Genomic DNA, 22,925 nt, shown 5'->3' with positions numbered 1-22,925 from the left:
TTTAACATTATTCCGTAGTCTCACCCATTGCATTTGCAATGTCTGAGGTTGATGGAATATTTGAACCATCGTCATTAGATACAACAGGTTCTGCTACTACTTCAGGTTGAACAGCTTGGTATTCCTTCATACCAGTACCAGCTGGAATCAACTTACCAATAATAACGTTCTCCTTCAATCCAATCAATGGATCATTCTTACCGCGGATCGCAGCATCCGTCAAGACACGAGTTGTTTCTTGGAATGAAGCGGCAGACAAGAATGAGTTTGTTTCCAATGAAGCCTTGGTAATACCAAGCAATACTGGACGACCAGTAGCTGGCAACTTACCTTCAAACAAAGGCTTTGTGTTAGCTTCACGGAATTCAGCAATGTCCATCAATGTTCCTGGCAATAGTTCAGTATCACCTGGATCCATGACACGCACCTTACGGAGCATTTGACGAGCCATTACTTCGACGTGCTTATCGCCGATTTCAACACCTTGCATACGGTAAACCTTTTGAACTTCGTCCACAAGGTAGTTTTCTGTAGCAAGTGTATCACGCACTTCAATCATTTCCTTAGGATCGGCAGATCCTTCGTTCAATGTTTGACCACGGTGAATGTGATCACCTTCGGCAACACGCATGCGGGCTGCCATTGGCAATGTGTAAGTACGCGTATCAGTATCACCTTCAACGGTAACTTCCTTAGTACGATCAGCAGGATTTTCTTCGATTGACTTGATTTCTCCAGTCACTTCAGAAATCACGGCACGACCCTTAGGGTTACGTGCTTCAAAGATTTCTTGCACACGAGGAAGTCCTTGCGTGATATCGTTTCCGGCAACACCACCGGTGTGGAACGTACGCATTGTCAATTGTGTACCAGGTTCTCCGATTGATTGAGCGGCCACAGTTCCAGCTGCTTCACCAACTTCGACAATATCACCGGTAGCCATGTTACGACCGTAGTCCTTAACACAGACACCGTGTTCAGTATTACAAGTAAAGGCTGAACGGATATTAACAGTTGTGATACCAGCATTAAGAATTTGTTGTGCCTTAGCTTCATCAATCATTTCGTTGTGCGCAACGATTGTTTCACCAGTTTCTGGATCAATAACAGACTTTTGTGCGAAACGACCCAAGATACGGTCATAAAGTGGTTCAACAACTTCATTACCGTTCATGATGGCAGAAACATCCAATCCACGATCGCTTCCACAATCGTCTTCACGGATAATAACGTCTTGCGCAACGTCAACCAAACGACGTGTCATATAACCAGAATCGGCCGTCTTCAAGGCCGTGTCGGTCATACCCTTACGAGCTCCGTGGGTAGAGAAGAACATCTCCAACACAGATAGACCCTCACGGAAGTTTGAAATGATAGGCAATTCCATGATACGTCCATTAGGAGCAGCCATCAATCCACGCATTCCAGCAAGTTGAGAGAAGTTAGAGATATTACCACGGGCTCCTGAATCAGACATCATGAAGATGTTGTTATCAGGTTCGAAGTGAGCGATTAGTTGCTCAGTAATATCATCCTTAGCCTTATTCCAAATTGCAATAACACGTTCATAACGTTCGTCATCAGTAATCAAACCACGACGGAATTGCTTTGTCACTGTTGCAACTTGCTTGTGGGCAGCTTCAACAATGGCTGGCTTTTCCTTCAATTCGGTAACGTCAGCCATACCAACCGTCAAACCTGACTTAGTTGAAATGTCATAACCCAAATCCTTCATACGGTCCAAAAGCAATGAAGTTTCAGTAACCTTATAAATCTTGTAGATTTGTGCAATGATATCTGACAAGTATCCCTTGTTGAATGGTGCCAAAATCTTTGTGTTAGCAAAGTAATCCTTGATGTCGGCTCCCGCATCCAAGAAGAAGCGTTCGTCGATCTTTTCAAAGTTAGCAGGATTTGATTCGTTTAAGTATGGGAAGTCAGAAGGTAGGATCTCGTTAAAGAATAACTTACCAACTGAAGTCACCATAATCTTTTGACGTTGTTCGTCAGTGAATGGCTTTTCAGCAGGGAATGAAGACGTTTGGATACCAACACGAGAATGTAGGTGTACATAACCGTTTTGGTAAGCAGTACGTGCTTCATCAACACTACTAAAGACCATACCTTCACCTTCACGACCAGCTTCTTCAGTCGTTAGGTAATAGTTACCGATAACCATGTCTTGTGATGGTGTAACGATAGGCTTTCCGTCCTTAGGTGCCAAAATGTGTCCAGCGGCAAGCATTAGCAAACGTGCTTCAGCTTGAGCTTCATCTGACAAAGGTACGTGAATGGCCATTTGGTCCCCATCAAAGTCGGCGTTATAAGCTTCACAGACCAATGGGTGCAAACGCATCGCCTTACCTGAAACCAACACTGGTTCAAAGGCTTGGATACCAAGACGGTGCAATGTTGGGGCACGGTTCAATAGAACTGGGTGCTCCTTGATAACATCTTCAACAACATCCATAACGTCGTCATCACGACGGTCAATCTTACGCTTAGCGGCACGGATGTTACCAGCTAAGTTACGTTCTACCAATTCATGCATGATGAATGGGCGGAACAATTCGATAGCCATTGGCACAGGAAGTCCCATTTGGTTCATCTTCAAGAAAGGACCAACGTCGATAACAGAACGTCCAGAATAGTCAACACGCTTACCAAGCAAGTTTTGACGGAAACGTCCTTGCTTACCCTTAAGCATGTGTGACAAAGACTTCAATGGACGGTTACCAGGACCAGTAACAGGACGTCCACGACGACCGTTATCGACCAAGGCATCAACCGCTTCTTGAAGCATACGCTTTTCGTTTTGCACGATAATACCAGGCGCATTCAATTCCAACAAACGCTTCAAACGATTGTTTCGGTTGATAACACGACGGTACAAGTCGTTCAAGTCAGAAGTGGCAAAACGGCCACCTTCTAGTTGAACCATTGGACGCAAGTCAGGTGGGATAATTGGAATAACATCCATAACCATCCATTCTGGCTTGTTACCAGAAGTTGCAAAGGCTTCAAGAATGTCCAAACGGCGAACCGCACGAACACGCTTTTGACCAGTCACTTCACGTAGGTCAGCCTTAAGTTGCTTAACTTCGGCATCTACGTCAACGTGTGACAACAACGTCTTAATCGCTTCAGCACCCATACCAGCTTCAAAGCCGTTACCGTACTCTTGCTTTAATTCACGATATTCACGTTCTGAAATGATTTGCTTTTCAGTCAATGGTGTATCACCAGGTTCAGTGACAACGTATGATGCAAAGTAAATGATTTCTTCCAATGAACGTGGTGACATATCCAAAACCAATCCCATACGTGATGGAATTCCCTTGAAGTACCAGATGTGTGATACAGGAGCGGCTAATTCAATGTGACCCATGCGTTCACGACGAACCTTTGAGGTTGTGACTTCGACACCACAACGATCACAAACGACACCCTTATAACGGATTCGCTTGTACTTACCACAGGCACATTCGTAATCTTTGGTAGGTCCAAAAATACGTTCATCGAAAAGCCCATCTTTTTCAGGCTTTAACGTACGATAATTGATTGTCTCGGGCTTTTTTACTTCACCATAAGACCAGCTGCGAATTTTGTTGGGACTAGCCAACCCAATTTGCATGCTTTCAAACTTATTGACATCGATCAATGGTTTGACCCCTTTCATAGGTTCATAGACAATCCAGTTTAGCAGACTAAACCTGCAAGCATGAATGCTGACATAATGGCAACGCTCATGCCTACAGGCTTAGCTCATGCTAAACCAGAAGACATTAATTTAGTCGATTAGACATTAATCTTCTTGATCGTTAGTGTTTGTAACACCTTGCGCATCAGGAGAAGTTTCGGCAGCATCTTCTGCTTCATCAGTTTCAACTCGTTTCTTCTTCAAGTCAACAACTGAATCGTCACCTTCTTCTTCATCCAAATCACGCAAATCAATCTCAGATTCATTTGCATCAAGGACCTTCATATCAAGACCAAGCGCTTGCAATTCCTTAACCAAAACTCGGAATGATTCAGGCACACCTGGCTTTGGAATTTGTTCACCCTTAACGATGGCTTCATAAGTCTTAACACGTCCAACAACGTCATCCGACTTGTAAGTCAAGATTTCTTGAAGTGTGTGCGCAGCACCATAAGCTTCAAGGGCCCAAACTTCCATTTCACCGAAACGCTGTCCCCCGAATTGCGCCTTACCACCAAGTGGTTGTTGCGTAACAAGTGAGTAAGGTCCGATTGAACGGGCGTGAATCTTATCGTCGACCATGTGGGCCAACTTCATATAGTGCATAACTCCGACCGCAATACGCTTGTCAAAGGCTTCTCCGGTACGACCATCATACAAGATTGTCTTACCATCGCCTGGCAAACCAGCTTCTTCAACCGCATCCCAGATATCTGTGTCGCGGGCCCCGTCAAAGACAGGTGAGGCAACGTGGATACCAAGTTCGCGAGCAGCCATTCCCAAGTGCAATTCAAGCACTTGTCCGATATTCATACGAGATGGCACACCCATTGGTGACAACATAATGTCAACTTGAGTTCCATCTGGTAGGTAAGGCATATCTTCTGAAGGAACAACCATTGAAACCGTTCCCTTGTTACCGTGACGTCCGGCCATCTTGTCACCAACTTGAATCTTACGACGTTGGGCAATGTAGACACGAACCATCATGTTAACACCAGGTGACAATTCATCACCGTTTTCACGTGTGAAGATACGAACGTCTTGCACGACTCCGCCACCACCGTGAGGAACACGCAATGATGTATCACGTACTTCACGAGCCTTTTCACCAAAGATGGCGTGGAGTAAGCGTTCTTCGGCTGAAAGTTCAGTCACACCCTTAGGTGTAACCTTACCGACCAAGATGTCACCATCTTCGACTTCAGCTCCAATACGGATAATTCCACGTTCATCCAAGTCACGAAGTTGTTCTTCACCAGTATTTGGAATTTCACGAGTAAATTCTTCAGGGCCAAGCTTTGTATCACGCGCCTCTGATTCATATTCTTCGATGTGGATTGACGTATAAACATCATCACGAATCAAACGTTCGTTGATGATGATGGCATCTTCGAAGTTATATCCTTGCCAAGTCATAAAGGCAACTAATGGGTTTTGTCCCAATGCCAATTCACCTTGTTCCATTGATGGACCATCAGCGATAACTTCATCAGCATCAACCTTGTCGCCAACCTTAACGATTGGGCGTTGGTTATAGTTCTTTCCGGCGTTAGAACGACGGAACTTCATCAACTTGTACTTATCTAGAGAACCATCTTCACGACGAATGCGGATTTCGCGTCCATCAACGTATTCAACAGTTCCTGAGTAAGCAGCAACAACAGCAACACCAGCGTCATGGGCAGCCTTATATTCAATACCCGTACCAATTAATGGTGCATGTGGGTTGATCAAAGGAACCGCTTGACGTTGCATGTTGGCTCCCATCAAGGCACGATTTGAGTCATCGTTTTCCAAGAAAGGAATTGCAGCCGTGGCAACGGCAACCATTTGCTTAGGTGAAACGTCCATGTAGTCAACGTCTTCAATTGAAACTTCCATGTTTTCATCCGCATGACGCGCCAAAACAGTATCCGTTGCAAATGAACCGTCATCGTTTAAGACAGAGTTTCCTTGTGCGACGACAAAGTTATCTTCTTCGTCGGCCATCAAGTAATCAATCTTATCAGTCACCTTATGGTTATCCCATGAAACACGACGGTATGGTGTTTCAATGAATCCATAACGGTTAACACGGGCATAAGTGGCCAATGAATTGATCAACCCGATGTTAGGTCCTTCAGGCGTTTCAATTGGATCCATACGACCATAGTGTGTATAGTGAACGTCTCGAACTTCATATCCGGCACGGTCACGTGTCAAACCACCAGGTCCAAGGGCTGACAAACGGCGCTTGTTAGTCAATTCACCCAATGGGTTTGTTTGATCCATGAATTGTGACAATTGTGATGAACCAAAGAATTCCTTGGTTGCAGCAACAACTGGACGAATGTTAATCAATTGTTGTGGTGTCACTGTATCAGGATCTTGAATTGACATACGTTCGCGAACAACACGTTCCATACGGCTCAAACCAATACGGAATGTGTTTTGGAGCAATTCTCCAACACGGCGAACACGACGGTTACCCAAGTGATCGATATCGTCAGTTTGACCGATACCCATTTGTAGGTTCAAGAAGTAGTTCATTCCAGCGATGATATCAGCAGGTTGTAGATCACGAACTGATTCGTCAAAATGACCGTTACCAATCATTGGTAGCACATTATCAGGATCGTTAGGGTCTTGAACCATGATACGTTGTACAAGCATTGGCTTTGTCACAACAGCATCGTCTGATGGAATGTGTTCTTCCATCTTGAAGTCATCACGATCAAGGTATGGTGCCAAAACGCCCATAACCTTCTTATCGATTACAGTACCCTTTTCAAACAAAATTTCACCAGTATCTGGATCAGCTAATGTTTCACCAAGTGTCAAACCGATTAAACGTGACTTCAATGAAAGCTTTTTGTTCATCTTGTAACGTCCCACTGGCGCCAGGTCGTAACGACGTGGGTCAAAGAAGCGGGCTGTTAGCAATGAACGAGATGAATCAGCAGTCTTAGGCTCACCGGGACGCAAACGTTCGTAAACGTCCTTCAAAGCTTCTTCAACACGTGAATCATTGATGTCCTTGTGAACATCCTTATCAAGGGTCAAATTAATTGAATCATATTGATCCCCCAAAAGTTGTAAGATTTCTGAGTCAGAACCGAACCCAAGGGCACGGACCAATTCAGTCATAGGCAACTTACGGGTACGGTCGATACGAACATAGTCAAGTCCCTTGGCATCTGTTTCATATTCAAGCCATGCTCCACGGCTTGGAATATAAGTAGTTCCAAAGATTGGACGACCATTCTTATCAGCTTCTTCATTATAATAAACACCAGAAGAACGTACTAATTGAGAAACAATAACACGTTCGGCACCATTAATAATGAAGGTTCCTTGAGGTGTCATTAATGGGAAATCACCAAAGAAAACGTCTTGGGATTTGATTTCACCAGTCTCTTTATTCGTTAAACGTAGCGTTACGTGCAATGGTGCTGAATAATTTGCATCGTGGTTACGTGCTTCTTCAACTGTGTACTTAGGCTCCATGAGCTTATAGTCCACAAATTCCAATGACAACTTTCCTTGGAAATCTTCAATTGGCAAAATATCCGTAAACATTTCGCGCAATCCTTCATCCAAGAACCAGTTATATGAATCCGTTTGAATTTCAATCAAGTTTGGCAAATCAAGGACATCCTTAATTCGCGCATAACTACGACGAACACGGTGCTTACCGTATTTTACAAGCGTTCCTACCAAGTTCTCCACCTCACTTTGATTTGGCTAATTGTGTGCGATCGTTTCTTACAATTGTGTTACAATGCACCGAAACGACCCCGAAAAATCGCATTTTAAGCGCAAAAAAGACAAGAAGCATCCCCAATTTTTTAAAAATGCTTCCGTCTTTCTATTCGTTAACTTGATTGGGACAATATTTCCAACCGAGCTACATTTTTTATACACAATTAAAACTAATTGATATTGTACAATAAAAAGCAAACAAAGACAAGGGCAGTGCATCTTCATTTGCTTTTTATCAAATTAGGCTTCAACTGGTGTTTTTGCCTTATTTTTTGCTTTGACTGTAATTGTAATGGCCCCTTGCTTTGCGCCAATCACAACCTGATCATCAGTTGTTACTTTACCAGAAAGTAACTCTTCAGAAAGTTTGTCCTCAACCTGTGTTTGTAATGCCCGACGGATTGGTCGTGCACCATACTCTTCATCGTAACCGGCTTCGGCTACAACATCGATGGCAGCAGGTGTCATCTTAGCATCGACACCTTGTTCCTTAACACGATCCAACAATTCATCAGCCATTAGCTTAACCACTTGATGGATTTGAGGCTTCGTCAAACTGTGGAAGACCACAACTTCATCAATTCGATTAATAAATTCAGGTCGGAATGATTCCTTCACTGATTCATTAACCATTTGCTTCATCGCTTCATAATCATCACTAGCCGACGTTGCACCGAACCCAACCTTCTTTTCATCACGAATTCTGGTTGCCCCAAGGTTTGATGTCATGATAATGATGGTATTTCTAAAGTCGACCTTACGACCCTTGGCATCTGTTAAGAAACCTTCGTCGAAGACTTGTAACATCAAGTTATAGATGTCTGGATGTGCTTTTTCTGCCTCATCCAACAAAACGACAGAGTATGGGTGACGACGAACTTGTTCGGTCAATTGTCCTCCCTCATCGTAACCAACATAACCAGGAGCAGATCCGACTAGACGACTTGATGAATAAGCTTCACGATACTCAGACATGTCGACACGAATCATATTCTCCTTCGAACCGAACATCGCCTCAGCTAATGTCTTAGCAAGCTCTGTTTTACCAGTTCCAGTTGGTCCTAGGAACATAAAGGTTCCAATTGGACGGTTTGGATCCTTCAATCCAGAGCGGGCACGTCGAATGGCACGTGATACAGCAGAAATTGCTTCGTCTTGACCAACAACATGTTCATGTAATACCTTTTCCAAATTAAGCAACCGTTGTTGCTCAGATTCTTCCATTTGCGTTAAAGGAATCCCTGTTTGTTCTGCAAGTACTTCATTAACATCATGCTCTGTGACCTTCAAATCATACTGAGGTTTAGCGCCTTCCGGAGCTGCATGCTTAGCTTGATAATCTTCAATCGCAGCACGTTGATCCAATTCGTCTTGACGTAACTTTGCCGCAGTTTCAAAATCAAGGTCTTCAATCGCTTGCGTCTTAGTCTTTTGAATTTCTTTCAATTCATCTTGAAGCATCGCCAAAGGCGTTTTGTGACCAGATTCTTCAATGCGGACCTTAGCAGCCGCTTCATCCATTAGGTCAATTGCCTTATCTGGCAAGAATCGATCACTGACATAACGGTCTGATAAACTTGCAGCATTTTCGATTGCCTTATCTGTAATTGCAACTTGATGGTATTCTTCGTAACGTGGACGGAGACCCTTTAAAATTTCAATTGATTCAGGAACAGAAGGTTCTTCAACTTGAACCTTGGCAAAGCGACGTTCCAAAGCTGCATCAGCTTCAACATACTTTTGATACTCATCTAAAGTGGTTGCACCAATAGTTTGCAATTCACCGCGGGCCAAAGCTGGTTTCAAAATATCAGATGCTTCAATGGCACCATCGGCGCCACCAGCACCCATCAAGGTATGCAATTCATCAATGAACAATACAACATGTCCATCTTCACGAACTTCATCAATAATCTTTTTAACACGTTCTTCAAATTCCCCACGGAATTTTGTTCCGGCTACCAGTGAACCCATATCAAGCATCATCAAACGCTTGTTTGCTAAATCATCTGGTACTTCATGAGCCACCATCTTTTGGGCTAAGCCCTCAGCAATGGCTGTCTTACCCACACCAGGTTCCCCAATCAAGACTGGGTTATTCTTTGTTCGACGTGACAAGATTTGAATCGTACGCTTAATCTCTTCATCACGTCCAATCACAGGATCCATTTTCTTTTCACGGGCTTGGGCCGTTAAGTCACGAGCCAGTGAATCCAATAATGGGGTTCCCTCTTCTTGGGCGGCTTGGTTTCGGTTACCACGGTTTTGGCGACCATGCTTGCGTTCCTTAGGCGTTAAGCCAAGTTGGCTAATCAATGAACGTCGTAATTCGGCATTGTTAACCCCGAGGTTATGTAACATTCGGGTCGCTAAAATTGTTTCATCTGACAAAAGCGCTAACAAAATATCTTCCGTACCAACGCGTTCTTGTCCATATTCATCAGCTTGTTGGGCTGCCATTTGCAACATTTCTGCTGCCTTCGGAGAATAAGGAAGGTAACCAGCATCAGCTTCACGATTCAAATTACCATAACCAATGTTCAATTCAATTTCTTCACGGATTTCATCTTCATATCCGCCAGCCTTTTCAAGGGCTTTCCCAGCAACTCCTTGACGTTCCATGGCTAAGGCCAACAAAAGATGTTCTGTCCCGACAGCCTGGTGTCTAAAGTATTTGGCTTGTTCTTGCGCTAAAATTAAAACCGTCTTGGCGCTATCTGTTAATTCTTTTTCCATATTATTCACGCTCACTTTCAAATCGTAACCGATTTAGTAGTTGACTCAATAAACGTGCCCGTAACTGTGCCTGTGCATCTTGCATGGCCAGCACTTCTAATGTCTCCTTACTCAATAATGTCTGCACTAAACACTTCTCGTGCTCAGTTAAGACATGCTCCCGTGTGAGACACGTTAAAATATCATTAGCCTGTTTCACCGTCACCTGACTTGGTAAATCTTGCAAAAGTGCTTCTATAAAATGCGCATCTGGTCCGACTGTCACTTTTGAGATACGGATGTAACCACCACCACCTCGTTTTGATTCAACCAAATAGCCATTTTGCAAAGTAAACCGTGTCTTGATGACATAGTTAATTTGCGAAGGCACAACGTTGAAACGCGTTGCAATATCAGAACGTTTTAGTTCAACCTGATCAACGTCACGTAAGATTTCTTTTAAATAATCTTCGATGCAATCAGCCATACTGCGATCAGCCATCATCATGCCTCCTTTGACTAAGATTGACAATAATTATAAGCATCTATCGATTTAATGTCAACATTAGTCAAACTCAAAAAACACGACAATAAAAAACCATCAAGGACCTTGATGGTTTTTTGAATGATATGCACCTAGCAGGAGTCGAACCTGCAACCTTCTGATTCGTAGTCAGACACTCTATCCAATTGCGCTATAGGTGCAAAATATTCAATTATAAACAACGAACGAATTCGTTGTGATGCACCTAGCAGGAGTCGAACCTGCAACCTTCTGATTCGTAGTCAGACACTCTATCCAATTGCGCTATAGGTGCAAATACCATTCATATGATAAATATGAAAATGCCGACTACTGGATTCGAACCAGCGACCCCTTCATTACTAGTGAAGTGCTCTGCCAGCTGAGCTAAGTCGGCATCAAAATGCGGATGACAGGAATCGAACCTGCACGCCCGAAGGCACTGGAACCTAAATCCAGCGCGTCTGCCAGTTCCGCCACATCCGCATGGCATTTGTTTTTTCAAGGTACTCCCTGAAACAACTTAATTATCATACCAAGCCCACCAAACAAAGTCAACGTTTTTTACTAATTAATTTTTAAAACATCAAAAAAGCATCGCCAACATGGGCGATGCTTTTTTTGATTAATGCAATTCTGATTCTGGGACAATCTTTTCAGCACCAAAGTATGGTACTAATACTTCAGGTACATCGACGGTTCCATCTTCATTTTGATAGTTTTCAAGAATAGCAGCAACTGCACGTCCAACGGCCAAACCTGAACCGTTCAATGTGTGGACATATTGCAACTTACCATTTTCATCACGATATTGAATGTGAGCACGACGCGCTTGGAAACTTTCTGTATTTGAAACAGATGAAATTTCACGATACTGGTCTTGCCCAGGCATCCAGACTTCCAAATCATGTGTCTTAGCAGCTGAGAATCCCATATCTCCTGTTGAAAGCGTGATAACGTGATATGGCAAATCAAGCTTCTTCAAGATATTTTCAGCGTTAGCCACCATCTTGTCTAGTTCAGCGTATGATTGTTCTGGCTTGGCAAACTTAACCATCTCAACCTTGTTGAATTGGTGCATACGAATCAACCCACGCGTATCACGTCCAGCTGATCCAGCTTCTTCACGGAAGGCTGGAGTCAAAGCAGTGACTGAAATTGGTAGCTTATCAGCATCAATCACTTCATCGCGGTAGTAGTTTGTCAATGGCACTTCCGCCGTTGGAATCAACGTCATTCCTTCTTCAGCACCGACACGGTAAGCATCGTCACGGAATTTTGGATATTGTCCAGTTCCATACATTGCTTCGTCTTTGACGATGTATGGTGGAATCATTTCGGTGTAACCTTCTTTTTCATGCTCGTCCAACATAAAGTTATAAACAGCACGTTCAAGGCGGGCCCCTTGACCAACGTAGTAAACAAAACGTGAACCTGAAACCTTACCAGCACGTTCGAAATCTAAGATACCTAAATCTTCACCAATTTCGTAGTGTGGCTTTGGTGTAAAGGTAAAGGTTGTGGTTTCACCAACCTTGTAATCTTCAACATTGGCGTCTTCATCTGGACCAACAGGAATTGATTCATTTGGCATGTTAGGCAAGCGCAATGCGATGTGTTCAATCTTTTCATCCAATTGCTCAACTTGTTCATCCAAAGTCTTGATTTCGGCAGAAACACTTTGCATTTCAGCAATAACATCTGAAGCATCTTCCTTGTTACGCTTCTTAAGACCAATTTCATCAGAAACCTTATTACGACGTGCCTTTAGTTCTTCAGTTTGGACCAAAATTTCACGACGCTTTGCATCTGCTGCTAGCAATTCATCGATTTGTTCTGGATCAACTCCACGAGTTGCCAAACGTTCTTTAACGAATTCTGGATTATTACGGATATATTTTAAATCAATCATCTACTCTTCTCCTTTGGCATTAGGCCTTTAGATTTAACTCAGCTAAAGCATCATCAACTTGCTTTAAGACTGCTTGAGCTGCGGCTTCATCTTCAACGAAGTCATATTTATCACCGTCAATTTGTAACTTAGGTGATCGATCATACGCTTCAAACCACTTTGTATAACGTTCGGTGAGTTCCTTATAGTACTCATACAGTGATGGGTCATTTTCAATTTGTTCAAAATCACGCCCACGCCGCTTAATCCGTTCAAGCATTGTCTCAAAACTAACCGAAATATGAATCAGCAAGTCTGGATCCTTCGTTTGTGCATCGGAGGATGTATCAACTTGCTCCATCATGTTGTTCAACAAGTCGCTATACGTGCTGGCTTCAATTTGTGTCGCACGTCCCAAATCAGCATTTAGCTGAAATAAAAGACGATCTTCATAAATGGAACGGTCAATCACATTCAAAGGACTTGTCTGTGCCTCTTTGATACTTTCCAAACGCTTATTCAAAAAATAATTTTGCAATAAGAACCCATAGCGTTTTGGATCATCATAAAATAATGGCAAAATTGGATTGTCATCCACTGATTCGTAGTAGGCATTGCTACCCAAATGCTCAGCTAGCATTGTGGTGAGACTGGTTTTACCAGCTCCAATTGTTCCCGATAATACAATCATTGATTCCGTCCTACTTTCTCGCTAATACTATGTTTACCATTCTACCAAAAAATTGAAACGTTCGGGATAGTTTTGTCACCGAATCTAATTTTGCTACTGGTCCTTAATCACTTGATTATATTGTTCCAGCGTAAGCTGATGTTTTGTGTTTTCAACACCACCTGTTGTTTGAACAGCACAAAAAATCACAGTCATGGTAGCCAGTTGCCTGAGAATCATGCATGAAACAATTCTAAATGCTTTTTCATTGTATAGATCACAGGTTTTATTACAGCCCTTTTCTACATTCTAGTATACACCCAAATAAAAAAGGTTTCCCTATCAATAGAGAAACCCTTGATATTAATTTATTTTCCAGTTGCCGCATGAATTCGCGTCACCGCACGTAACAACGCTGCTTCAGCAAGTTGCTGATCACGTTGATCGTGTGCCTCCCGAAGTCGACGTTGAGCTCGATCACGCGCTTCTTCGGCACGATGAACATCGATTTCTTCCGCCTTTTCAGCTGCATCTGCAACAATCGTCAATGTATTATTTGAAAACTCAGCGAAACCACCGTTAACCGCTAGGCGCTCTTCATAATTTTCGTCTTTATTTTCAATCTTCATTTCGTTTGTCGACAATGCCGAGATAACCGGATTATGGTTAGCCATGAGCCCCAATTCACCATCAGTCGTATGCAAAATGGCTAATGTTGCATTGGGATAGTCATAAACTTCACCATTTGGCGTGACAACGGCTACTTTAAAGCTATGTTTATCTTCTGCCATGGTCAACTCCGCCTATCTAATTTTGAGCCATTTGCTTGGCTTTTTCTGGAACCTGTTCAATTGCACCAACGTTACGGAACGCATCTTCAGGATATTGGTCATACTTACCGTCCAAAATATCCTTAAAGCTACGAACTGTATCTTCCACCTTAACGTATTCTCCAGGGATTCCAGTAAAGGTTTCCGCAACAGAGAATGGTTGTGACAAGAAGAATTGGATACGACGCGCGCGTCCAACAATTGTCTTTTCTTCGTCAGACAATTCATCCATTCCCAAAATAGAAATGATGTCTTGCAATTCACGATAACGTTGCAATGTGTGTTGCACTTCAGTCGCAACTTCATAGTGTTCTTGACCAACAATTTCAGGCGTTAAGGCTGTTGACGTAGATGCCAATGGATCAACGGCTGGATAAATACCTTGTTGCGTCAATGAACGTTCCAAGTTAGTTGTGGCGTCCAAGTGGGCGAATGTTGTTGCCGGAGCGGGGTCAGTATAATCATCCGCTGGGACATAAACAGCTTGGATTGATGTAATCGCACCATTCTTAGTAGACGTAATTCGCTCTTGCAATTGTCCCATTTCAGTTGCCAACGTTGGTTGGTAACCAACGGCAGATGGAATACGACCTAGCAAGGCTGACACTTCAGATCCAGCTTGGGTGAAACGGAAGATGTTGTCGATAAACAACAAAACATCCTGATGTTTCTCATCACGGAAATATTCCGCCATGGTCAAACCAGTCAAAGCAACACGCATACGTGCACCAGGAGGCTCATTCATCTGACCATAAACCATGGCCGTTTGCTTAAGCACTCCTGACTCTTTCATTTCGTGGTACATGTCATTTCCTTCACGAGTTCGTTCTCCGACCCCAGTGAAAACAGAAATACCATTGTGCCCTTGTGCAATATTATGAATCAATTCTTGAATCAAAACAGTTTTACCAACACCAGCACCACCAAACAATCCGGTCTTTCCACCACGAATGTAAGGGGCTAGTAAATCGATAACTTTAATTCCTGTTTCCAAGACTTCTGTTGAAGTCGCAAGTTCATCATAGGCGGGTGCCTCACGATGAATTGGCATACGTTCGGCATCAGGTCCAAATTGTGGACCCTTGTCGATTGTTTCACCTAACACATTGAACATGCGTCCAAGTGTGTCATCTCCAACAGGGACTTCGATTGGTGCCCCTGTATCGGTAACCTGCATGCCACGTTGCAAACCATCAGTTGAATCCATGGCGATTGTACGAACAACACCATCTCCAAGTTCCAAAGACACTTCAACTGTAAGGTCTTCATTGTCTGCCCCACGATCAACCTTTAAGGCATTGTTGATAGCAGGCAATTCTGTTCCTGATGGGAAAGCAACATCGACCACAGGCCCAATGATTTGAACAATTTGTCCGGTACTCATTGTCGTTTCCTTTCTGTAACTGCTACGCACCTTGGCGACAGCTATTCAAGCGCTGCCATACCACCGGTAATTTCGGTAATTTCAGTCGTGATAGCAGCTTGACGCGCACGATTATAATGCAATTCCAAACTATCAATCACGTCTTTAGCATTGTCAGATGCTGAAGACATCGAGTTAACAGAGGCTGAATGTTCAGCAGTCTTGGCATCCAAAATCGCCCCATAGACTAAGCTTTGGGCATATTGAGGCAAGACCGTTTCCAAAATCTTTTCAGGTGATGGATTCATATCATACTCTGCACTCATCTCGTTGCTATCAGCATTTAATTTTGTCGTATCAACGGGTAAAATTTGTTCCATTTCAATTTCATTTGAAATCCGGCTTGCAAAGTGTTGATAAGCAATCACAAGCTCATCATAAACTTCGTTATCGTACATTGATGTCACCATCCGAACGATATCGCGCACTTCCATAAAATCAGGAACATCAGATACGCCACGATACTCATAAGCAACGTTGAAACCACGCTTCTTAAAGAAATCTGCGCCATTTCCACCAACGGCGAGAATCACAACATCATCCTTTGATAAGTTGCGCGCTTCTAATTCACTCATGACCGCTTTAATCAATGTTGAGTTATAACCCCCAACCAAACCACGATCAGAGGTAATAACTAGAAAGCCAACCTTTTTAACGTCACGCTTATCTAGCAAAGTCCCCTTTACGTTGGAAATGTTAGCGGCCGCTAAATGGGCGACAACATCAGAAAGACGTTGTGCGTACACACGGTATCCATTCCCAGAGCGTTGAATTTTAGACAATTTTGCCGTTGAAACCATCTGCATCGCACTTGTAATTTGACGCGTGCTTTTAGTGGACTCAATACGGTGTTGAATCTCTTGCAAAGAAGCTGCCATAATTGCCCTCCTTTACTATTGCTCACTTGCAGTAAATGTTGATTTGAATTGCTTCATTGCTGCATCCAACTGGTCTGTATCAGGTAGTTGTGATGTTTGCACAATCGTATCGACTAAATCACTGTGTGAGGCATGCATTGCGCTAATTAATTCTGATTCGAAACGTGGAATATCGTCAACCGCCACATCATCCATGAAGCCATGCGTCAAGGCATACAAAACGATAACTTGATCTTGAACAGGCATTGGTGCATGCAATGGTTGCTTAAGTAGTTCAACGGTACGACGACCGCGCGCCAACTTAGCTTGCGTTGCTGAATCCAAATCTGAGCCGAATTGCGCAAATGATTCCAATTCGTGATATGATGCCAAATCCAAACGTAACGTTCCCGCAACCTTCTTCATGGCTTTAATTTGAGCGTCTCCACCAACACGAGAAACAGATGTTCCCGCATCAACGGCTGGACGGTTACCAGCATAGAAAGCGTCAGCATCCAAGAAGATTTGTCCATCGGTGATAGAAATAACGTTCGTTGGAATATAGGCTGAAACGTCTCCAGCTTGGGTTTCAATGATTGGCAAAGCGGTCATTGAACCACCACCCAATTCATCTGACAATTTAGCAGCCCGTTCTAGCAAACGTGAGTGCAAATAGAACACGTCACCAGGATAGGCTTCACGACCAGGTGGACGACGAAGAATCAATGACAGCTCACGATAAGCTGTTGCTTGCTTTGATAGATCATCATACACAATCAACACATGCTTACCGTTGTACATGAATTCTTCACCCATGGCAGCACCAGCATATGGTGCCAAATACAATAGCGGTGCTGGTTCAGAAGGTCCAGCAGTCACAACGATTGTATAATCCAAGGCACCGAGTTGGCGCAAAGTTTCGACTTGTGTTCGAACTGTCGAATCTTTTTGACCAATTGCAACATAAATTGCAATAACATCTTGATCCTTTTGGTTCAAAATCGTATCAATCGCGATTGACGTTTTACCTGTCTTACGATCTCCAATAATCAATTCACGTTGACCACGGCCAATTGGTACCAAGGCATCAATTGACTTGATTCCAGTTTGCAAAGGTTCTGAAACCGATTGACGATCCATAACCCCTGGGGCTTTGGCTTCAATCGGACGAGTCTTTGTCGTATGGATTGGTCCCAATCCATCAACTGGTTGACCCAGCGTATTTACAACACGTCCAATGAGTTCCTCACCAACAGGCACTTCCATAACTTGGCCTGTACGAGTAACGGTATCACCCTCATGAATATCATCATAACGACCCAAAATAATAATTCCAACATCGTCTGATTCAAGGTTTTGTGCCATACCGTAAGTGCCACTTTCAAAGGTCACTAGTTCGCCAGCAAGGGCGTTATCTAAGCCATCGACACGGGCAACACCGTCACCAACATAGGTAACAGTTCCTGTCTCTTTGACATCTAGCTTATCTTCGTAGTTGGCTAATTGCTCTTTGATGAGAGAACTGATTTCTTCAGCTTTAATGCTCATTTCAACAGTTCCTCCTTCTACTTAATTCTTTCGTGCTTTTCTATTAGTCAGTAATGCTTTGGCGAATATTTGCTAACTTTGTCGATATCGTGCCATCTAAAACGCGATCATTTGCTTCAATTTTTACGCCACCAATAATATTTGGATCCACATTATTCTCAATTACTATCTGCTTTGCTTTGAATAATGTTTTCAATTTATCAGACAAACGCGCCGTTTGCGCATCATCTAATGGAATTGCTGTCGTAACCTTAGCTGTAACAACCTGGTTATGGCGATCCACTAGCACTTTGTATTGCTTAATAATCATTGGTAAATCGGCAATGCGTCGATTTTCGTAAACTAAGTCTAAAAGACGTTGTACAAAAGTACTTGCGCCTTGTTCTAGACTCTTTAACAAAGCCTGCTTATCTGGTTCAGGAATGTTAACTGAAGTCAAAACTGACATTAAATCTGGATTTTCAGAAAAAACGGATCCAATTGACATTAGCTCAGCTAAAGTCGCATCAATCGTTCCTTCTGGTTCTGTTAGTTCAAATAAAGCCTTTGCATAACGTTTACCAATTGTGGTGCTCGTTAATTTGGCCATTATTTTTCTCCTAACCCATCAATATAAGCATCAATCAATGCCTTCTGATCATCCAGCTTTAATTCTTTTTGAATAATCTTTTGTGCAATTGTTACCGACAAGTCGGCAACATCATTTTTAGCAGATGTCATTGCTTCTGAACGATCTTGTTCAATTTGGGTTGCAGCACGATCTTTTAGTGTTTGTGCATTTGTTTGGGCGTCAGCAACAATTTGCTTACCTTGTGCATCAGCTGACTTCTTCGCATCAGCGACAATCTTGTTGGCATCAGTACGGGCTGCCGTCAATTGTTCTTGTCGCTCCTTTGAAAGCTTTTCAGCTTGCTGGCGCGCATCTTCTGCAGAATCCAAATCGTGAGCAACCTTATTTGCACGGTCATCCATCATCTTAACTACCGGTCCCCATGCAAACTTCTTAAGAAGCAGCATTAGGATAACAAAGGCAATTAACAAAAATAACATATTCCCCAAAGCCAACCCATCGCTAGCACCAGCGAAAAATACTTGATTTAACATAATTAGTTGGCCTCCACGCAATAACTGAATTACTTACTCAACAACATGAACGCAATCGCGATAGTGATAATTGGCACGGCTTCGACCAACGCAACACCAATGAACATGTTTGAACGTAGCTTTCCTTCAAGTTCAGGTTGGCGTGCCATCCCTTCAAGCATCTTTGAGATAATAAGTCCGTTACCGATACCTCCACCAATGGCGGCTCCAGCTGCGGCAAGACCTACACCGATTGTTGCAATACTTCCTGTCATGAAAACATCCTCCTGAGATTTATATAAAAAACGACTAGACAACTATTCTAATTTTTCGCCAACATAGACATTGGTCAAAACGACGAAAACATATGCTTGAATAGCACCAATAAAGAATGAAAAGGCCATCCAAATGACTGCCAAAATGAGTCCTGGCACCATGGTTAGGATACCGTATGATTTGGCTAATTCCCAAATCAAGCCCATCACAATTTCACCGGCAAAAATATTTCCAAAGAGTCGAAGCCCTAAGGTCATAAAGCTCGTAAATTGATCAATGACATTGATAGGCATCAACGCGGCATATGGACTAAAGTATACGCCTTTTACGTACTTCTTGAATCCACCCTTATCAACACTCAAAAAATGGGACAACCCAATTGATATCAGCGCTAAGGTAAATGCAACCAGCGGGTCAGAGGTGGCACTCTTTAAGAAAGTCACGCCTCCAACATTCACATGAAGAATTAAACCTAACTGATTTGTTACGAACACAAATGCGAATAGTACAAATGAGAAGAATTTTAGCTCACGACCCGTTTGATTAGGGAGATTGCCGTCAACAATCCCATTTGTGAATTCGATCAGCATTTCTAACGCATTTTGCTTACCAGTTGGTTTCATTGTGAGACGATGAGCCATCCAAACGCAGATAATAAATACCAACGCCATAGCCACCGTAATCGAAATGATAACCGGCAGATCAAATTTCAGTCCCGCAATAACAAATGATGCGGTTTTTTCGTCCACAGAACGTTACCTCCTTTTCCCAATTTAATCGCCGACACACGGGCGCCGAAACACACACACATCTGCAATACACCACTATATTATGCCCATTTGCTTGGCAATTCAATGACTAAAATGCCAAAATTTGTCCAAGAATATTAGAAAGTTGATAGCATCAATGCTTTTAGCGATTTTTTTCACAAACTTTTTTTATAAGAAAAAAAGGCCTACAGATATGTAAGCCCTTTCTATCCTTATTCAGCGTAAGCAAAGCACTTACACATCAGCTTCAGACGCTGCTTCTTTTGGCAAAATCAAGTTCAAAGCAATTCCCAAAACAGTTGCAATTGCAACTCCTGAAAATTGAACAACTTCTGAACCAGATCCAACTTGTAAGTAAGCATTTCCGATTCCAATAACCAAAACTGAAGAAGCAATCATCAAATTACGCTTCTTATCAAAATCAATCTTGTTATCAACCAAGATACGCAACCCAGATGCCGCAATCACGCCGAACAAGAGGAATGAAATTCCACCAGTCACTGCTCCTGGAATTGATTGAATCAATGCAGAAAGCTTACCAACGAATGAGAACAGAATCGCAAACATCGCTGCCCCCATCAGAACGTAGACCGAGTGAACCTTGGTAATCGCCATAACCCCAATATTTTCACCGTATGACGTTACTGAAGGTCCGCCAACTAATCCCGCAAAGATTGACGCAGCCCCATCACCTGCAAGCGTACGTTGCAATCCAGGCTCTTTAAAGTAGTTACGACCAGTTAAGTCATCTAGTACCATCAAGTGACCCATGTGTTCAGTAATCGTTACCAACGCCAGTGGTGCCATTACAATAATGGCATTCCAATACATATGTGGTTGGTAGTTCACAAATGGAATTTCAAAGTTTGGTAAGGCAAACCATTTTGATTGCATAACTGGTTGGAAATCAACCAAGCCAAAGAGGACGGCAAAGATATATCCAACCACAATTCCAAGCAAAATTGGAATTAAACCAAGAAATCCTTTTAACTTCATGTTGAAGAAAATCGTAACACCCAAAGTCAGCATGGCCACAATAAAGACACGAATGTCATACTTGCCATTCAACAACGTGGCTGATTGGGCCGCAGAAGGCGCCAATGACAAGCCAATCACCATGACAATTGGGCCCACCACGATTGGTGGTAAAAGACGATCAATCCAATTTGTCCCAATCATGGCTACAATTCCAGCAATAATTAAGTAAATCACCCCGACTGAGATAACCCCCGCAGCAACACCAGGATACCCGGTTGTTTTCATCAGTGACATCATTGGCACAATGAAGGCGAAACTTGATCCCATGTATGCAGGAATTTCCTTCTTCGTAATCAAGATATGCAAAAGTGTTCCCACACCAGAACTGAACAATGCGATTCCAGGGTTCAAGCCAACAAGTAACGGTACCAACACGGTTGATCCGAACATAGAAAACATGTGTTGCAATGAAAGTCCAATCCACTGTCCAAATTTGGGCTTATCATCAACATCCAAAACGACATCCTTTTGGTTTTCTGCCATTTTAAAACTTCCTCCTATTTTTGCGCCTAAAAAAGCTGGTGTCGTTTACAACAACACCAGCTTAAAAATTCAAATCGATTTTACGCCACGCAAAAAGCAGGACTCGACTATTTGAACTTTTCAGTCTCACTGGGCTGAATTAAAGACACATTTCATTACTATTGAGTATACGTTAACCGTTTTAAGAGCACAAGTGACAATTATTTAAATTCAATCGCTTCAGGTGCCTCAACAAATGAATCCAAAAGCACTGAATCAAAGTCCAATTCTAAGATGGTTTCAATTTCAGGATGTGGGTGCCCAGAGTGCCATCCTTTATTATCAGCAAACAAAGGTTCGATCTCTGGCCATGTTTTATCTGAAATCTTGGCCGTCACCTTATTAGATGACATACGCTTACCGCCAGCACCTGGCATTGTGGTAAAGGCCACTTTGTCATTAGCTTGAATCTGTGCAACCTTAGCGACATCAGGTTTTGAAACGACGTAGAAACGATTAGGCACTTCTGGATCCTGACCAAAACCGACGACACGGACTGATGGTTGGTCAGCCACAGCTGTCGCCAATACCAATAATTGTTTAGCTTCAGCTACATATTCTTTAAAATCTGCCATGATAAATCCCTCTTTCGTTTTTATACTTCTATTTTACCAGTTTATCACTTTAATATTGTAAGAAATGCAAAAAAGCTTATCTCGTCGAGATAAGCTTTTTGCATTTTTTATTAGTGTGTACCGAACAAACGGTCACCAGCATCACCCAAACCTGGGACGATGTAACCATCTTCATTCAAATAATCATCAACACTAGCTGTGAAAATATCCACATCAGGGTGGGCCTTTTGAACAGCCGCAACCCCTTCAGGAGCAGAAACAAGTGTGATCAACTTGATCTTATTGGCACCACGCTTCTTCAAAGCATCAATCGCCATGTCAGCTGATCCACCCGTTGCCAACATTGGATCAACAAGCAAAACTTCTCGTTGATCAATGTCATCTGGCAACTTAACAAAGTATTCAACTGGTTCAAGCGTTTCTTCATCACGGTACATGCCAATGTGACCAATACGCGCTGCTGGAATTAACTTCATAATTCCATCAACCATCCCTAGACCTGCACGCAAAATTGGTACAATCGCCAACTTCTTACCTGCCAAAGTCTTCTTTTCCGTTGTGGCTACGGGTGTCTCAATTGTAACTTCCGTCATTGGCAAGTCACGGGTAACTTCGTAGGCCATCAATGAAGCAATTTCATCAACGATCTCGCGGAACTCTTTTGTTCCCACCTCTTTGTTACGGATAATACTTAGTTTATGTTGAATCAAAGGATGTTCAAACACAGTTAAATTACTCATTACGTTCATTCTCCAAACTT

At 42.7% G+C, this 22,925-nt stretch carries 17 protein-coding genes and 4 tRNA genes; all 21 read right to left on the bottom strand.

Annotated elements, in window-relative coordinates:
- Positions 1–7: 7 nt before the first annotated feature.
- The 21 genes from rpoC to upp all read right to left on the bottom strand — a co-directional run bounded on the left by rpoC (position 8) and on the right by upp (position 22,905).
- Positions 8–3,679 (bottom strand): DNA-directed RNA polymerase subunit beta', encoded by a 3,672-nt coding sequence (gene rpoC, locus IE337_RS00765; RefSeq protein WP_191136451.1) that lies wholly within the window; start codon positions 3,677–3,679, stop codon positions 8–10.
- 126 nt (positions 3,680–3,805) lie between these two features.
- Positions 3,806–7,402, bottom strand: a complete 3,597-nt coding sequence (rpoB, locus tag IE337_RS00760; RefSeq protein ID WP_481064598.1) for a DNA-directed RNA polymerase subunit beta — start codon at positions 7,400–7,402, stop codon at positions 3,806–3,808.
- A 282-nt stretch (positions 7,403–7,684) separates the two neighbouring features.
- Positions 7,685–10,180, bottom strand: coding sequence for an ATP-dependent Clp protease ATP-binding subunit (locus IE337_RS00755; protein ID WP_191136449.1), 2,496 nt, complete (start codon positions 10,178–10,180; stop codon positions 7,685–7,687).
- Between the two features lies 1 nt (position 10,181).
- On the bottom strand, positions 10,182–10,661 hold the full coding sequence (locus IE337_RS00750) for a CtsR family transcriptional regulator (protein ID WP_082625990.1): 480 nt from the start codon (positions 10,659–10,661) through the stop codon (positions 10,182–10,184).
- 129 nt (positions 10,662–10,790) lie between these two features.
- Positions 10,791–10,864, bottom strand: a tRNA-Arg gene (locus IE337_RS00745).
- A gap of 39 nt (positions 10,865–10,903) precedes the next feature.
- Positions 10,904–10,977: transfer RNA gene (locus tag IE337_RS00740), tRNA-Arg, on the bottom strand.
- Between the two features lie 29 nt (positions 10,978–11,006).
- Positions 11,007–11,079: transfer RNA gene (locus IE337_RS00735), tRNA-Thr, on the bottom strand.
- A 7-nt stretch (positions 11,080–11,086) separates the two neighbouring features.
- A tRNA-Leu gene (locus tag IE337_RS00730) sits at positions 11,087–11,168 on the bottom strand.
- A gap of 139 nt (positions 11,169–11,307) precedes the next feature.
- Complete coding sequence (gene serS / locus IE337_RS00725) at positions 11,308–12,594, bottom strand: serine--tRNA ligase (RefSeq protein WP_072152372.1); 1,287 nt, start codon at positions 12,592–12,594, stop codon at positions 11,308–11,310.
- A gap of 19 nt (positions 12,595–12,613) precedes the next feature.
- A complete protein-coding gene (locus IE337_RS00720; protein ID WP_057745069.1) occupies positions 12,614–13,264 on the bottom strand; it encodes a deoxynucleoside kinase in 651 nt (216 codons plus the stop codon).
- A 347-nt stretch (positions 13,265–13,611) separates the two neighbouring features.
- Entirely contained in the window at positions 13,612–14,034 is a 423-nt protein-coding gene (locus IE337_RS00715) for a F0F1 ATP synthase subunit epsilon (protein WP_057745064.1), read from the bottom strand.
- Between the two features lie 16 nt (positions 14,035–14,050).
- Positions 14,051–15,457: a F0F1 ATP synthase subunit beta gene (gene atpD, locus IE337_RS00710; protein ID WP_057745060.1), complete on the bottom strand. Its 1,407-nt coding sequence runs from the start codon at positions 15,455–15,457 to the stop codon at positions 14,051–14,053.
- Positions 15,458–15,498: 41 nt separating this feature from the next.
- On the bottom strand, positions 15,499–16,374 hold the full coding sequence (locus tag IE337_RS00705; RefSeq protein WP_057745057.1) for a F0F1 ATP synthase subunit gamma: 876 nt from the start codon (positions 16,372–16,374) through the stop codon (positions 15,499–15,501).
- Positions 16,375–16,389: 15 nt separating this feature from the next.
- A complete protein-coding gene (gene atpA, locus IE337_RS00700) occupies positions 16,390–17,901 on the bottom strand; it encodes a F0F1 ATP synthase subunit alpha (protein ID WP_057745054.1) in 1,512 nt (503 codons plus the stop codon).
- Between the two features lie 43 nt (positions 17,902–17,944).
- Positions 17,945–18,490, bottom strand: a complete 546-nt coding sequence (atpH, locus tag IE337_RS00695; RefSeq protein ID WP_057745051.1) for an ATP synthase F1 subunit delta — start codon at positions 18,488–18,490, stop codon at positions 17,945–17,947.
- A complete protein-coding gene (gene atpF, locus IE337_RS00690) occupies positions 18,490–19,005 on the bottom strand; it encodes a F0F1 ATP synthase subunit B (RefSeq protein WP_191136448.1) in 516 nt (171 codons plus the stop codon). The genes atpH and atpF overlap by 1 nt, the downstream gene beginning before the upstream one ends.
- 29 nt (positions 19,006–19,034) lie before the next feature.
- Positions 19,035–19,259 (bottom strand): F0F1 ATP synthase subunit C, encoded by a 225-nt coding sequence (atpE, locus tag IE337_RS00685; RefSeq protein WP_057745045.1) that lies wholly within the window; start codon positions 19,257–19,259, stop codon positions 19,035–19,037.
- Positions 19,260–19,301: 42 nt separating this feature from the next.
- Positions 19,302–20,009 carry a F0F1 ATP synthase subunit A gene (atpB, locus tag IE337_RS00680; RefSeq protein WP_057745042.1) on the bottom strand — a complete coding sequence of 236 codons (708 nt, stop codon included), beginning with the start codon at positions 20,007–20,009 and terminating at the stop codon, positions 19,302–19,304.
- Between the two features lie 255 nt (positions 20,010–20,264).
- Positions 20,265–21,551, bottom strand: coding sequence for a solute carrier family 23 protein (locus tag IE337_RS00675; protein WP_057745039.1), 1,287 nt, complete (start codon positions 21,549–21,551; stop codon positions 20,265–20,267).
- 200 nt (positions 21,552–21,751) lie between these two features.
- Complete coding sequence (locus IE337_RS00670) at positions 21,752–22,165, bottom strand: pyridoxamine 5'-phosphate oxidase family protein (RefSeq protein WP_191136447.1); 414 nt, start codon at positions 22,163–22,165, stop codon at positions 21,752–21,754.
- Positions 22,166–22,275: 110 nt separating this feature from the next.
- Complete coding sequence (gene upp, locus IE337_RS00665; RefSeq protein ID WP_057745035.1) at positions 22,276–22,905, bottom strand: uracil phosphoribosyltransferase; 630 nt, start codon at positions 22,903–22,905, stop codon at positions 22,276–22,278.
- Positions 22,906–22,925 lie beyond the last annotated feature (20 nt).

It is taken from the genome of Weissella viridescens (assembly GCF_014789145.1).
GTDB classification, from domain to species: Bacteria; Bacillota; Bacilli; order Lactobacillales; family Lactobacillaceae; genus Weissella; species Weissella viridescens.
This window is presented reverse-complemented; position numbering and strand designations above follow the sequence as displayed.

Bases quoted from the DNA above. Each gene is read 5' to 3' on its own strand.
- rpoC (WP_191136451.1), bottom strand. From the start codon at position 3,679: ATGAAAGGGGTCAAACCATTGATCGATGTCAATAAGTTTGAAAGCATG.
- IE337_RS00755 (WP_191136449.1), bottom strand. From the start codon at position 10,180: ATGGAAAAAGAATTAACAGATAGCGCCAAGACGGTTTTAATTTTAGCG.
- IE337_RS00750 (WP_082625990.1), bottom strand. From the start codon at position 10,661: ATGGCTGATCGCAGTATGGCTGATTGCATCGAAGATTATTTAAAAGAA.
- serS (WP_072152372.1), bottom strand. From the start codon at position 12,594: ATGATTGATTTAAAATATATCCGTAATAATCCAGAATTCGTTAAAGAA.
- IE337_RS00720 (WP_057745069.1), bottom strand. From the start codon at position 13,264: ATGATTGTATTATCGGGAACAATTGGAGCTGGTAAAACCAGTCTCACC.
- IE337_RS00715 (WP_057745064.1), bottom strand. From the start codon at position 14,034: ATGGCAGAAGATAAACATAGCTTTAAAGTAGCCGTTGTCACGCCAAAT.
- atpD (WP_057745060.1), bottom strand. From the start codon at position 15,457: ATGAGTACCGGACAAATTGTTCAAATCATTGGGCCTGTGGTCGATGTT.
- IE337_RS00705 (WP_057745057.1), bottom strand. From the start codon at position 16,374: ATGGCAGCTTCTTTGCAAGAGATTCAACACCGTATTGAGTCCACTAAA.
- atpA (WP_057745054.1), bottom strand. From the start codon at position 17,901: ATGAGCATTAAAGCTGAAGAAATCAGTTCTCTCATCAAAGAGCAATTA.
- atpH (WP_057745051.1), bottom strand. From the start codon at position 18,490: ATGGCCAAATTAACGAGCACCACAATTGGTAAACGTTATGCAAAGGCT.
- atpF (WP_191136448.1), bottom strand. From the start codon at position 19,005: ATGTTAAATCAAGTATTTTTCGCTGGTGCTAGCGATGGGTTGGCTTTG.
- atpE (WP_057745045.1), bottom strand. From the start codon at position 19,259: ATGACAGGAAGTATTGCAACAATCGGTGTAGGTCTTGCCGCAGCTGGA.
- IE337_RS00675 (WP_057745039.1), bottom strand. From the start codon at position 21,551: ATGGCAGAAAACCAAAAGGATGTCGTTTTGGATGTTGATGATAAGCCC.
- IE337_RS00670 (WP_191136447.1), bottom strand. From the start codon at position 22,165: ATGGCAGATTTTAAAGAATATGTAGCTGAAGCTAAACAATTATTGGTA.
- upp (WP_057745035.1), bottom strand. From the start codon at position 22,905: ATGAGTAATTTAACTGTGTTTGAACATCCTTTGATTCAACATAAACTA.